Raw genomic sequence first — 13045 nt, 5'->3', positions numbered from 1 at the left:
GTGCGATTAAATAAATATATCTCTCAAGCAGGATTCACATCTCGAAGAAAGGCTGACCAACTAATCTTCAATGGCCAGGTCAAGGTAAACAAACAAATTATTACAAAACCATATTTTCAAGTAAATCCAGAACAAGATATTGTAGAAATACAAAATCATATCATAAAAATAAACCCAAAGCCTTTTACTTTAGTTTTGAACAAACCAATTCACGTAATCACTTCTCTTTTTGACCCACAAAACAGAACAACTATCTATGATCTGCTTCCTCCAAAAATCAAACAACAACGACCCATTCCTATAGGTCGTTTAGATTACTTTTCTGAAGGACTATTATTACTAACCACAGATGGAGAGTTGTGTTATCGTGTTACTCATCCTAAATACAAAGTTGAAAAAATATATTTAGTTCGTTTGAGAGGAAAAAGTATAAAAGAAAAATTAAAAAAAATGGAACAAGGCATGACTCTGTTGGAAGGTGAATATGTATTCCCTGCAAAAACAAAAATCATAAAAGAAAATAAATCTTTTACTTTAGTTGAAATAATAATTAAACAAGGATTAAATCGACAAATTAGAAGAATGTGCAGAGACTTAGACCTTACAATTTTACAATTAAAAAGAGTTCAAGTAGGTCCTATAAAATTAAAAAATTTAAAGCCAGGTAGACACCGACTCTTGAATAAAAAAGAAATAAATACTCTTTACAGTAACGTTGGATTAAATCCTCCATAAAAATAACTAAGATAATTATTCAAAATTGCGTACAATTACTTGTTCCTTTTTTAAAGGACACCAAGAAGGAAGATTATTTCCTTTTATTTCCCTATACGGTGGAAAAGTTATATTACATAGCTTTTTATTATCATCTAACTTAGTACAAAAAGGGCATTCTCTACAATCTTTTACAACAATAACCATTCTTTCCTCCCTTTAAGAGTTACTAGTATTATCAATCACCTCCATATCCTTTTTTACTTTAAATCTAAATAGATTTGGATTAAACTCCTGGTTAATTTTGGTATTAACAATAGAAAGTTCATTACCATTTCCAAAAAAATCAATAAGCATAACTCTATTTAAAAGATAACTATCTTTATCAATCCAAACATAAGCTAAAACCAAACTTGGCTCTGGTTTTTTAGGTACAAGTTTAAACTTAAGACCATCTTTTTGCTTTCCCTGAAACTCTGGCACAAAATCTTCTTTAACATTTGCCTTTCCTGAGATAAATTTGAGCATTGTTTTAGAGGTTAAAATTTGCTCTCGTCTATACTTATAAACTGTATTTTCTTCAGGAAAATAGTCCCAAACAAATTTCTCTCCCACCACCAATTTTTCTGGATCAGGACTTAAAACCTCCCACAAAATAAGACCGGGTTTTTGATAATAAATTATTCCTTTTCGTACTTCTTGTTCTTTGGTAGCAGCATTTGTAAGCGTTTGATAAAATTCAGCCTGAAAAGAATTTATTTGTTCATACTTTGCTTGCATCTTATCTAATATATCTGGTTGGGCAAATACTCCCTGACTTACAAAAATAAAAAATAAAATTATTAGAACACGTAATCTCAAATCTCCCTCCTATCCAGTATAAATGTTTTATACTTGGTCTAAATATTCTTTTTTTACTTTTTCCGACACAATCGCAGGCAATTCTGTGGGCAAAAAATATTCTTTTGGATACAAATAATCCTCCCCGCTTTCATCTATAATTCTCACATATCCTTCCATTTCTTCTTCTTTTACTACTGGATAAATTTTCCATTTTTCTAAAGACGTTTCATAGTTCTTATTCTTAACACAAATTAAAAATTTAAGCATTTTTCAACACCTTTAATATATATTTAATTTTAAATTCTTTTTTACCTATACCATGAGCTTCATACCAATGAAGCTCAGCTACACACACTTGTCCATCTCTTAATTTTATCTTAGCAATTCCTTTTAATTGTCGCCATCGTCCCTTTCCATAATTTTTTTCTAATCGTTTTAACTCGCGAATAAATTTCCCAACAGCTATTGTTTCTATATTTGTAATTTCCTCCAATGTCTTAAACTACAACTCATCTCCCATTTTAAAATTTTTCTCACAAAAATTCACCTAGATAAATTATTAAAAATAGGAAGGGTAAAAGTCAAACTAGAATAAAATAACTTTTTCTCTTTTGCTAAGCAACTAGACTCTTTATTGTTTTTAATAATACTTGAATCTTTAAGATTCTTTGTTAGATATAAGACGATAAATAACCCTTAGTAAATCTTCTCTTTCAAATGGCTTGCGCAAATATTCATCTACCCCTGTTTCTAAAATCCTTTTTTTATCCTCTTCAAAAGCACTAGCAGTTAAAGCAACTACTTTTACCTCTTTAGAAGAAAACACTTCTCTTATTTTTTTTGTAGCCTCTAAACCATCCATTTTAGGCATTCTAATATCCATTAATACAATATCGGGTTTTTCTTGAAAACATTTCTCAATAGCTTGCTCTCCATTACTTGCTTCTAAAACCGTAGCCCCTTCTCGTTCTAACATCTCTTTCAAAATCATACGATTAATGTCATCATCATCTACAGCTAAAATCTTAAGATTTAATTTTTGCTTGGAGATAGAGGAAATTTCTTTTTGTTTAAGATTAAGCTGAGTAAAATAGTTAAATGGCAACTCAAACCAAAAAATACTACCTTTCCCTAATTCGCTTTCTACTCCAATACGTCCCCCTAATAGCTCTATATAATGTTTACTTAAAGTTAAACCTAACCCAGTCCCTCCCCCAATATTTTTACCAACTTTAGTCTGTTCAAAAGGCCTAAAAATAGACTCTAGATCTTTTTCTGCTATACCTGGACCACTATCTTTTACCTCTACTCGCAAAATTAAATTCTTTTCATGCTTTTCTTGTATCCTAATTCTAATTTCTACATCTCCAGAAGAAGTAAATTTAATGGCATTACTCACTAAGTTTACCAAAACTTGAACAAACTTCTGCTCATCTCCTTCTAAATCTATGTTTAGTAGAAAATCATCTATCACTATATTAAAATTTAGGCCTCGTTGCTCTGCTTGAACTCTAAAAATACTCTCGATTTTATTTAAAACTTCTTTAAGGTTAAACCGTTCTACACATACATTAAGCTTCCCAGACTCTATTTTAGATATTTCCAAAATATCATTAATTATTTTTAACAAAAGCTCACCACTCTTTTTAATAGTTAACAAATGTTCTTTCTGTTCAGCGGAAAAATCTTCATACTCTAAAAGAAGTTGAGTAAGACCTAAAATTGCATTTAAAGGAGTCCTAATTTCATGGCTAACATTAGATAAAAATATACTTTTAGCCTTATTAGCCTGTTTAGCCTCTTTAGCTAATTCATGAGTTTTTCTTACTGCCTCTTTAAGTTTTTGCACAACTCTCTCTAAGTGCTCTTTCGACCTTTTTAACTCTGCTTCTGTCAGTTTCTTTTGAGTAATATCTTTAACATAAACAACCGCTCCTGACAGTTCTTTACCATCTTCATAAAAAGGGAAATTATATACTTCGATCCATGAATTACTATTTGCAAAACCCTGCATAGAAGCCATTACTGGCTCCATATAAGACATACACCTTCTAGATGGGCAAAAACTACACGGTTGGTCAAAATTAAAAAATACCTTATAACATTTTCTACCAACTAAAGAATCTAAAGATATCCAACCCTCTATTATTTTATTAGCAAACAAAATAGTATAATCTTTATCAATAGCAAAAATCCCATCTTGAATACTATTTAAGATAGAATCTAAAAGATTCTTTATTCTATTAGTTTCCATGGAAAATTTCTTTAAACGCCCTAAAGAAACAATCCATACACATATAATTAAAAATAAAGACAATAAAGCTATAATTCCAATAAAAACTTTAAATGTTATCTCTGGTTTTAAACATTTAGACTTACAAAAAAAAGCAAGCTTAAATGGTGTTCCAACTATTTTTTTAACAGCAATAAATTCCCCCTTTTTATTAATAAAAATATCATTACCTTGCATAAAATATGTATTTAAAAGACCACCAATATCTAATTCACCATTAAAATTAAAAAAATTAAGGGAATATAAGACATTGTTTCCTTGTATCAAAGAAATTATATCTATAACTTGTTCTCTTTTAAAATCCAACAGACCTTCAAATATTTGCTTCAAGTCAAGATATCCAATTAAAATAGCTACATTATTATTTCCCACTTTAATATTTTCTACAATTCTAATATAACCTTTATTTTGCAATCTTAAAATATTAGAAAAAGAGTATCCTTCTTTAAAAACCGCATGAGCATCTATTCTAAGCAGGCTTGCAGGAATAAATCCTGCACTAGCCAATAAGCTTCCATCTTTGTCTCGAATACTTAAAGCTTTAAAAGATAAAGTATCTCTACTTGTCATTTGTTTTAATGTATCAATCATTTGTAAATAGGAAGCTCTTAGTCCATATTGCATAGACATACCTAAATTTCTATTAATAAAAAATGCTTTTATTCTCTCATCCTTACTAAGACGTTTTAAATCTCTTCTTCTTTCTTGTAGAAAAAGAGAAATTGTCTCTATCTTATTATCCATTTGACCCAAAAATAAACGTTTTGTCATCTCTCTTTGCAATTTTTGAACTTGCAAAGTATCTTGCATGACCCAAATCACATAGACTGTTATAAAACATATAACAGCAAATATTACTTTATACCAAAAAAACAAACTTTTTATATTCATAACATTATTTCAATTAATTAAAACTTAAAAAAATCAGCAAAGTAATAAATAGCATCAGGAAAATATTTTTTTACCAATTCTAAATATAACCCCCTCTCTTTTATTCTATGTAAAAAAGAATTAAATCTATTCCTGAGTTCAATAGAATGCTTATTAAAAGCACATCCCATATATTGACGTTTAGAAATAGGACCTAACACTTTAAGCTGACCAGGCCACTTTCTTAAAGCTACTAAAACATCTGGAACATCTAAAATAGCTAATTCTACATCTCCTTTTAATACTACTCCTGCAATATCATTAACATTTCCTGCAAAATCTTCACAAATAGCACCTTTTTGAGATAATTTATAAAGACTAGGATCTAAACACGTTCCTCTCTTACCTAAAACCCTTCTTCCTTTTACCAAAGTAAGGGTTCTTTGGATATCATATTCTTCGTTTCCTGAAGGCTTGATAGGTTTTAAATCAGAATCAAATTTACCTACCAACCATACTTGAGTGGGAAAAGTTGGTTCAGAAAACAAAACCACCTCTTTTCTCCAATCTAAAATAGTAAATCCTGTGGCAATTATATCTCCTCTTATTTGAACAACATCTCCGATTATTACCTGTTTATTAGCAAACAATATTTTTCTACCTACCAAATCATCCAAAATTGTTTCCCAAGAAGAAGGAACATACTTATATTTCACTCCTAGGTCTTTGGCAAAAGCTCTAATTAAGTCTAGGCAAAAACCAGTATTATCTCCTAAATTAAAATTCGCATAAGGAACAGCAAGGTGTCTTAATTCTCCTCTTTGGATAATATCTTTTACTTCTATACCTAGACCAGGACGACAAAAGAACACACAAAAAAATAAACAAAATATAAAATATATCTTTTTCATGCCTCTACCCTCTAGGTATCAGTTATCTTTCCTTGAACAATATCTTTCTATACATACTTAAGCATCAAAAAACTAATTTTCCAGGCTAAATAAACTTTAAAACTATTAAAAAATTAAACATAGGCTTTTTTTAGAGAGATAAAGGAAAATATCTCAAAAAGTCAATTCTAAAGAGAAAATTACTAAAAATAATCTCTTGGTGTATAAAAAAGAATTGAGAGAGGACTCAAACTAAATAAGGTTAAGCTAAAATTAATATAAAATTAAAAAACTTACAAATCTTCTAGAAAAATACATTTTACAGGGCACGATTCCACTGCATCTTTAAGTTCTTGTAAAGATGCTCCTTCAGGATTTATAACATACGCTTTTTTCTCAGAATAATTTATTTCAAAAACATTCGGACATATCTCCACACACGCTTCACATCCAATACATAAATCCCTATCTATTAAAACATCCACTTTCTTTTCTCCTTTTCTCAACAAAATCTTTTTTATTTAAAACTTTTCCACTTCATAGCCCACGATATTTTTTTCTTCTTTGCTAAATTCTACACCTATCAGATAAATTTCATCATATTGAGATTTGTATTTATCTGCATAACCTTTTGTCTTTATTTGAGTTAATGCTGAATTCTCGTCTTTTATCAACTCCACTACCTTAAACTCAAAAATATAACAACTCCCCTCAAAAAATACTGCCATGTCTAAACGACCCTGATTAGTTGCGTCTTCGGCTTTTACTTCCAAGCCTAACGCAGTAAAATAACAATAAAATATAGATGCATAAAATCCTTCATAGCCTGATAACTGATTCTTACGATACCAATCATTAGGAATAGACGCAAAAAAAGAATAAAAAACTTCTCTTAATCCCTCGAAATCTTTTGCCCTTAATTTCTTTACTAAACTAATCTTATTCTCTGATTTTTTAACCAAATCATTGCTAAAAAAAGTAAGCAAACTGTCAGTAAATGCTTTTTTTACTTCTAAATTAGGATAGGTTAAATGATATTCATATTCATAAGGCAATATCTCTTCTATCTTTTCAATTGTTAAATAACCTGTTTGATATAACAAAGTCTCTATTTTTAACGCTTCTAACTCAAAACTGCTTATAATTTCTCCTCCTGCTTTTATCTCTTCTATCCTTGGAATATAATATTTATTCTCATCTAACATCTTTATCAAAAACGTAGGTGTCCCTGTCTCAAACCAATAATTCTGAAATTGTTTCTTACTAAGAAAAAGCAATATATCAAAAGGATTATAAACCTTTTCTCCTCCCCAACTATAGCCATTATACCATCTCCTTACCTCAGATAAATCAACTCCTTTTAATCTATCTGCAAAATTTTTCTCTAATTCACTTTGCGTATAACCACAAATAGTCGCATAATTTCTTTCTAACGTAATATCATCTAAATTATTTAATCCACTAAAAATAGATACCTTTGAAAACTTGGTCACCCCTGTTATAAAAACAAACTTTAAATACTCATCACTGTCTTTTAACACTGAATAAAAATTCTTTAATTCCTCTCTTATTTCTTTTGCCTTATTTAATTCTGTTATATTGTCTAAAATTGGCTTGTCATATTCATCTATTAACACTACTACTTGGTTGTTATATTTCTCAGCTGCCTTTTGAATTGCCTCTTTAAATTTTTCTTTAATGCTCTTTTTTTCATAAATAATAGAAAAAGCATTTTTCCAATCTATTAAAAAAGACTCCATAGTATCTCTTAGCTCATCCAAATTCCTCATTACTCCTGCGCCAAAACTAATGTGAATAACAGGATACTTTTTCTCCCAATCCCATCTCTCATATAAATAAAGACCTTCAAATAATTTCTTACGTCCTAAAAATGCCTGCCTTAACGTATCTAAAAACAAACTCTTGCCAAAACGACGAGGACGAGACAAAAAATAATACTTCCCCCTATCTACTAACTCTTTAATATAAAACGTCTTATCCACATAAAGATAGTTATCTTCACGCAAAGCCTTAAAACTCTGCAAACCTATGGGTAACTTTTGCATACTTTTTCAACCTCTTTTTTACTCATCCAGCTTTAAACATCATCAAGTTATCTACTATAAAATACTTTTATTAATCCAAACATTAAATCTTTAAACCCAGTCAGCAGCATGATAACTACTTCTTACAAAAGGCCCTGAGAACACTTTTAATCCCATCTGTTCTCCTCTTTCTTTAAATTCAAAGAATTCATCTGGATGCACATAACGCTTTACAGGATAATGATTCCTTGATGGCTGCAAATATTGTCCTAAAGTAACCATATCACACCTAACTTCCACCAACTTTTCTAGCACTTCTATCACTTCTGTCTTTGTTTCTCCTAAACCTAACATAAGACCGCTTTTTGTTTTTATTTGAGAGTTATAATCTTTTGTTCTTTTTAGCAATAACAAGCTCTGTTCAAAATCAGCTTGAGGTCTAATTTTTCTATATAAACTAGGAACAGTTTCTACATTGTGGTTTAAGACATTAGGTTTTGCATCTAAAACTATTTTTAATGCCTCATAACTACCTTTAAAATCAGGGATTAACACCTCTACTCTAACATTTAAATTCTGTTTTAAAAGTTCTATAACTTTTTTGAATTGGCTTGCCCCTCCATCTGGCAAATCGTCTCTGGTTACAGACGTAATTACTACATATTCTAATTGCAATCTTTTAACTGCTTCTACAACTCTAACAGGTTCTTCTAAATCTACAGGCTCTGGTTTATTATGTTCAATATTACAAAAAGCACAATTTCTAGTACAAAATTTTCCTAAAATTAAAAATGTTGCTGTTTTTTTAGAAAAACATTCAAAAATATTCGGACAACGTGCACCTTGACACACAGTATTTAAATTTAGATCAGCAAGCAATTTCCTAGTTTGAGAAAAACATTTACTAGTAGGCAACTTAACTTTTAACCATTCTGGTTTACGTAAATAACGTGTTGAAGACATAAACTAAATCCTTTTTTACTTCTTTTATTGTAGGTTTTTTTTCACTTTCTAAGTGAATTGCAGTCATTTCTCTATTTAAACCACAAGGGTTTATAAATTTAAATAAACTTAAATCTGAATAAACATTCAAAGCTAATCCATGATAAGAAATCCAGCGTTTTACTCCAATACCAATAGAACATATCTTTTTCTCTTTAACAAAAACCCCACTAAGACCTTCTATCCTATTTGCCTCTATACTATATCCCTTTAAAACCTGAATCACAACTTCTTCTAAATCAAAAAAAAATTTTTTTACACCTCCTTTTCTCTTTCCAAGTCTAAAAATAGGATAGACCACCACTTGACCAGGGAAATGGCATGTAATATTCCCGCCCCTAGAAGACTTTACTAATTCAACTCCTTTATTTCGAAGCTCTTTTTTATTAAAAAGTAAATTTTCTTCCCCACCATTTCTACCAAAAGTAATAACTGGAAAATGTTCTAACACAAATAACGTATCCTCTTGCCCTGCCTGAACTTCTGCTAAAGTTTTTAATTGTAATTCTAAACATTGTTTATAAGAAATAATTCCTAAATCAATTACCCGCATACCTTTTCCCTTTTTATTTGAATTTCTAAATAAAAAAATATAAGCTACTTTACCTAATAGGAATCATTTATAACCATATATTTTTAAAAAAATACTCCAACCCCTTTAGTAAGGGTTGCTAGAACAATTTAAAAAATCAAATCAATAAAATAAACAACCCTATACCAAGGAATAAATTATGCCTGTACCTAAACATATTTCTAAACTAACTTCTTTTATTGTCATGGATATTCTGGAAACAGCTCAAACAATGGAACAACAAGGAACATCCGTCATTCACCTAGAAATAGGAGAACCAGATTTTCCTCCTTCTCCAGAAGTAAAACAAGCAATCTTAAGAGGTGTCAACCAAGATTTTACCCATTATACTCACAGTCAAGGGATGCTACCTTTACGCGAAGCTTTATCTGAATATTACCTTAAAAAATATAAATTAAACATTCATCCTGACCAATTTTTTATAACTCAAGGGACATCTCCTGCACTCTTAATGACCTTAAATTTACTTCTGAATCCAGGTGATGAAGTTATAATTACAGATCCTTGTTATGCCTGTTATCCAAACTTTATCCAAGCTCTAAACGCCAAACCTATACGTATACCTATTTTTGAACAATCTGGATATAAAATTGAAATAGAACTAGTCAAAAAACACCTTACTTCTAGAACTAAAGTTATGTTAATAAATTCTCCTGCCAACCCTACAGGAATACTCCTCTCTTCTTCTAATCTCAAACAATTAGCAGATCTTGCTGAAGAAAAAAATTTTTTTATTATTTCAGACGAGATATACCACGGTCTTGTATATGATACTAAAGAACACTCCATTCTTGAATTTACGAACAATGCCTTTGTCTTAAATGGATTTTCTAAATTATTTGCTATGACTGGACTAAGGCTAGGCTATATTATAGCTCCACGACCTTTTATCCCCTTTTTACGCAAAATGGCCCAAAATTTCTTTATCTGTGCCAATTCTTTGGCTCAACTTGCAGGTATAGCTGCCTTAACTTCTAGTGAAGAATATGTTCAAAATATGGTTAAAACATTTTCTAAACGACGCAAATTTATTTTAAAAGAGCTTAAGAAATTAGGATTCAACTTGCCAGTAGAACCACAAGGAGCCTTTTATGTCTTTGTAAATGCTTCGCATCTTACAAAAAAATTTGCTGGTAGCTCTCTTAAATTAGCTCAAGATATATTGAAAAAAGCCCATGTAGGAATAACACCTGGAATAGATTTTGGGCCTAGGGGAGAAGGATATCTAAGATTCTCCTATGCCAATTCTCTTGACAATTTAAAACAAGGACTAAAGCGATTACAACATTATTTAAACTCATTTTAACCAATGTTAGAATTTTTTGAAATTACTTTCCAAGTCTCAGGAGTAAGTACCAATATATTTCTACCACCTCTAATTTCTTTTATTGTGTCGTTTTTTACTTCTATGAGCGGAGTTTCAGGAGCTTTTATTCTCCTTCCTTTTCAAATAAGCATCCTTCACTATACTTCTCCTTCAGTAAGCGCTACTAATCAACTTTTTAATCTTATCGCTATACCAAGTGGAGTCCTACGCTATATAAAAGAAAAAAGAATGCTCTACTCCCTTGCAGCTATAATTACAGCAGGAAGTGTCCCTGGCATATTAGTGGGTAGTTGGATGAGATTAAAATACTTTCCAGATCCTAAAAAATTTAAATTCTTTGCAGGCTTAGTTTTGCTTTATATAGGAATAAAACTTTTAAAAGATATTTTGTATGTAACTAAATCTCCTCCTAAAACAAACAGCTTTGTCTTAAAAAAAACAACTTTTTCCCTATTCCGTTCAACTTTTATATTTAACGATAAACTATTTACTTTTCCTACTCTACCAATATTCTTTTTAAGCCTCTGTATCGGAATCATTGGAGGGATATATGGTATTGGTGGTGGCGCCCTTTTAGTACCTTTTCTAGTAGCTTACTTTAAATTACCCATTTATGCCATTGCTGGCGCAACTTTACTTTCTACCTTTATAAGCTCTCTAGCTGGTGTTATAATCTATCAAATACTAGGACAATATTACCCTCATTTAAGCGTCTCCCCTGATTGGTCGTTGGGATTTCTTTTTGGAGTAGGTGGTATTCTTGGAATGTATCTTGGGGCAAAAACACAAAAATATGTTCCTACCAAAATAATTAAGTCTATTTTATGCTTTTGTGTAGTATTTATTTCTTTAAAGTATATTCTAAACTTTTTTATTTCTTAAAACACCACTAAAAAGATCTTTTAAAGTGAAAAAAGAAAAGCATATTACAGCTACTGCAATGATACTAGCACCAGAAGTTAAATTTAAATAATAACTCAAAACTATACCTATTAGTGAAAAAAACAAGGCACATAAAAATGAAAAAAACATCATCATTGCTAAATTTGAGCTCCATCTCCTAGCTAAATACGCAGGGATTGTAAGCAATGCAACAACCAAAATTAAACCAACAACTTGTATAAGTAAAACAACAACAAAGGATATTAACACTACTAAAAGAATATAAAGATAGTTAACTTTCAACCCTAAAGATTTTGCATATTCAAAATCAAAAATTAAAACTAAAAAGTCTTTATATTTTACCCAAATTATAAATCCAATAATTAAATTCAAAATGGACATTAAAGTAATATCAACTTTACTTACAGTCAAAATGCTTCCAAAAAGATAGCTCATAAGATCAACATTATATCCTGAACTAAAATCTAATAATAATATACCAAAAGCCATACCTCCAGACCAAATTAATCCAACAAGAGCTTCGGTCATTTCTTTTTGTTTTAAGTTAATTAAAGCAAAAAACACACTCATAACAAGAGTAAAAAGCCAGACCACAGGGAGAACAGGCAAACTCAAAAAAAGGGCCAACCCTACGCCTCCATAAGCGGCATGAGCCATTCCCCCTGCTAAAAACACTTGTCTATTAGCCACAACCAGTGGGCCAATAAGACCACAGGCTAGACTTGCCAAAAAAGCGGCTAAAAAAGCATTCCGCATAAATTCAAAACCAAGCATTTCTACCATATCCACCTCTTTTAGGGTTTTAAAAAAGTCCCAGGAGGATTTGAAACAGCCTTGTTTAAAGGGCACAGTTCACCATGTATTCCATATATCAAATCTAACATTGTCTTATCTAATTCTCCTGTTTTGCTCACCACAATTTTTTTATTCACTGCTGCTAAGCAATCCACAGAGGATGAAGATACAACCAAATCATGAGTAACTACTAAAATAGTCATATCCTGTTTTAATTGCCCCAAAAGCTCATATAAACAAACCTTTCCTTGAGGATCTACATTTGCAGTAGGTTCATCAAAAATAAGCAATTTAGGACTATTTACTAAAGCTCTTGCCACTAAGGCACGTTGCAGTTCTCCCCCAGATAGTTCTAAAACATTTCTATGGGCTAAAGAAACTAATCCAACTCTATCCAAGGCATTATAAACTTTATGTTTACACTTATGATTATAAAAAAAGCCAATACTTTTATTCTTTTGATAACCCATGGCAACCAACTCAAAGACACTTAGAGGAAGCAAAGTGTTGCGCACCCCATGTTGAGGGACATAACCTATAAACTCTCGTACCTTAGCAGGAGGTTTGCCAAATACTTTTACTTCCCCTTGTAAAGGTTTTAATAAACCTAAAATGATTTTAAGCAAAGTTGTTTTACCTCCACCATTAGGACCAAGTATTGCCCAAAATTCTTTTTGTCTTACTCTTAAGTTCACATTTTCTAAAACTATTTGTTCCCTATAAGCAAAACTTACATTTTTTAATTCTATCACTATTTTTTTCACAATTGAC

The 13045-nt window shown here is 30.8% G+C and carries 15 protein-coding genes; 3 read left to right on the top strand and 12 right to left on the bottom strand.

Features of this window, described 5'->3' with window-relative positions:
* On the top strand, positions 1–735 hold the full coding sequence (locus tag BLP60_RS06065; RefSeq protein ID WP_234970963.1) for a pseudouridine synthase: 735 nt from the start codon (positions 1–3) through the stop codon (positions 733–735).
* Positions 736–750: 15 nt separating this feature from the next.
* On the opposite strand, the gene BLP60_RS10585 is transcribed toward BLP60_RS06065, so the two are convergent.
* From BLP60_RS10585 to lipB, 10 genes are all read right to left on the bottom strand, one after another.
* Positions 751–921: a hypothetical protein gene (locus BLP60_RS10585; RefSeq protein WP_159427694.1), complete on the bottom strand. Its 171-nt coding sequence runs from the start codon at positions 919–921 to the stop codon at positions 751–753.
* A gap of 12 nt (positions 922–933) precedes the next feature.
* Positions 934–1575, bottom strand: a complete 642-nt coding sequence (lolA, locus tag BLP60_RS06060; RefSeq protein ID WP_092064997.1) for an outer membrane lipoprotein periplasmic chaperone LolA — start codon at positions 1573–1575, stop codon at positions 934–936.
* Between the two features lie 27 nt (positions 1576–1602).
* The gene (locus BLP60_RS06055) at positions 1603–1824 is read right to left on the bottom strand and encodes a hypothetical protein (protein WP_092064994.1); all 222 of its coding nucleotides are present in this window, start codon (positions 1822–1824) and stop codon (positions 1603–1605) included.
* Positions 1817–2050, bottom strand: a complete 234-nt coding sequence (locus tag BLP60_RS06050; protein WP_200779111.1) for a hypothetical protein — start codon at positions 2048–2050, stop codon at positions 1817–1819. Before BLP60_RS06050 ends, BLP60_RS06055 begins: the two co-directional genes overlap by 8 nt.
* A 165-nt stretch (positions 2051–2215) precedes the next feature.
* On the bottom strand, positions 2216–4741 hold the full coding sequence (locus tag BLP60_RS06045; RefSeq protein ID WP_092064991.1) for a PAS domain-containing hybrid sensor histidine kinase/response regulator: 2526 nt from the start codon (positions 4739–4741) through the stop codon (positions 2216–2218).
* Positions 4742–4758: 17 nt separating this feature from the next.
* Entirely contained in the window at positions 4759–5631 is an 873-nt protein-coding gene (locus BLP60_RS06040; RefSeq protein WP_092064988.1) for a transporter substrate-binding domain-containing protein, read from the bottom strand.
* A gap of 272 nt (positions 5632–5903) precedes the next feature.
* Positions 5904–6095 (bottom strand): ferredoxin, encoded by a 192-nt coding sequence (locus tag BLP60_RS06035; protein WP_092064985.1) that lies wholly within the window; start codon positions 6093–6095, stop codon positions 5904–5906.
* A 36-nt stretch (positions 6096–6131) separates the two neighbouring features.
* Complete coding sequence (locus BLP60_RS06030) at positions 6132–7676, bottom strand: ATP-binding protein (protein WP_092064982.1); 1545 nt, start codon at positions 7674–7676, stop codon at positions 6132–6134.
* A gap of 90 nt (positions 7677–7766) precedes the next feature.
* Entirely contained in the window at positions 7767–8618 is an 852-nt protein-coding gene (gene lipA / locus BLP60_RS06025; RefSeq protein ID WP_092064980.1) for a lipoyl synthase, read from the bottom strand.
* Positions 8593–9210, bottom strand: a complete 618-nt coding sequence (gene lipB / locus BLP60_RS06020) for a lipoyl(octanoyl) transferase LipB (protein WP_092064977.1) — start codon at positions 9208–9210, stop codon at positions 8593–8595. The genes lipA and lipB overlap by 26 nt, the downstream gene beginning before the upstream one ends.
* 178 nt (positions 9211–9388) lie before the next feature.
* On the opposite strand from lipB, the gene BLP60_RS06015 reads away from it, so the two are divergent.
* Together BLP60_RS06015 and BLP60_RS06010 are read left to right on the top strand one after the other, a co-directional pair.
* Positions 9389–10555: a pyridoxal phosphate-dependent aminotransferase gene (locus tag BLP60_RS06015; protein WP_092064974.1), complete on the top strand. Its 1167-nt coding sequence runs from the start codon at positions 9389–9391 to the stop codon at positions 10553–10555.
* A 3-nt stretch (positions 10556–10558) separates the two neighbouring features.
* Positions 10559–11458, top strand: coding sequence for a sulfite exporter TauE/SafE family protein (locus BLP60_RS06010; protein WP_092064971.1), 900 nt, complete (start codon positions 10559–10561; stop codon positions 11456–11458).
* Here BLP60_RS06010 and BLP60_RS06005 read toward each other — a convergent pair.
* Both BLP60_RS06005 and BLP60_RS06000 read right to left on the bottom strand, forming a co-directional pair.
* Positions 11438–12262, bottom strand: a complete 825-nt coding sequence (locus BLP60_RS06005; RefSeq protein WP_092064968.1) for a metal ABC transporter permease — start codon at positions 12260–12262, stop codon at positions 11438–11440. The two genes, BLP60_RS06010 and BLP60_RS06005, sit on opposite strands and share 21 nt — an antisense overlap.
* Before the next feature lie 11 nt (positions 12263–12273).
* Positions 12274–13038, bottom strand: coding sequence for a metal ABC transporter ATP-binding protein (locus BLP60_RS06000; protein ID WP_159427693.1), 765 nt, complete (start codon positions 13036–13038; stop codon positions 12274–12276).
* Positions 13039–13045: the final 7 nt, after the last annotated feature.

Origin of the sequence: Desulfonauticus submarinus (assembly GCF_900104045.1) — a bacterium.
Taxonomy (GTDB): Bacteria; Desulfobacterota; Desulfovibrionia; order Desulfovibrionales; family Desulfonatronovibrionaceae; genus Desulfonauticus; species Desulfonauticus submarinus.
This window is presented reverse-complemented; position numbering and strand designations above follow the sequence as displayed.

What these genes read in the sequence shown, in the direction of transcription:
- lipB (WP_092064977.1), bottom strand. Translation starts at nt 9,210, where the DNA reads ATGCGGGTAATTGATTTAGGAATTATTTCTTATAAACAATGTTTAGAA.
- BLP60_RS10585 (WP_159427694.1), bottom strand. Translation starts at nt 921, where the DNA reads ATGGTTATTGTTGTAAAAGATTGTAGAGAATGCCCTTTTTGTACTAAG.
- BLP60_RS06055 (WP_092064994.1), bottom strand. Translation starts at nt 1,824, where the DNA reads ATGCTTAAATTTTTAATTTGTGTTAAGAATAAGAACTATGAAACGTCT.
- BLP60_RS06005 (WP_092064968.1), bottom strand. Translation starts at nt 12,262, where the DNA reads ATGGTAGAAATGCTTGGTTTTGAATTTATGCGGAATGCTTTTTTAGCC.
- BLP60_RS06015 (WP_092064974.1), top strand. Translation starts at nt 9,389, where the DNA reads ATGCCTGTACCTAAACATATTTCTAAACTAACTTCTTTTATTGTCATG.
- BLP60_RS06045 (WP_092064991.1), bottom strand. Translation starts at nt 4,741, where the DNA reads ATGAATATAAAAAGTTTGTTTTTTTGGTATAAAGTAATATTTGCTGTT.
- BLP60_RS06030 (WP_092064982.1), bottom strand. Translation starts at nt 7,676, where the DNA reads ATGCAAAAGTTACCCATAGGTTTGCAGAGTTTTAAGGCTTTGCGTGAA.
- lipA (WP_092064980.1), bottom strand. Translation starts at nt 8,618, where the DNA reads ATGTCTTCAACACGTTATTTACGTAAACCAGAATGGTTAAAAGTTAAG.
- BLP60_RS06010 (WP_092064971.1), top strand. Translation starts at nt 10,559, where the DNA reads ATGTTAGAATTTTTTGAAATTACTTTCCAAGTCTCAGGAGTAAGTACC.
- BLP60_RS06040 (WP_092064988.1), bottom strand. Translation starts at nt 5,631, where the DNA reads ATGAAAAAGATATATTTTATATTTTGTTTATTTTTTTGTGTGTTCTTT.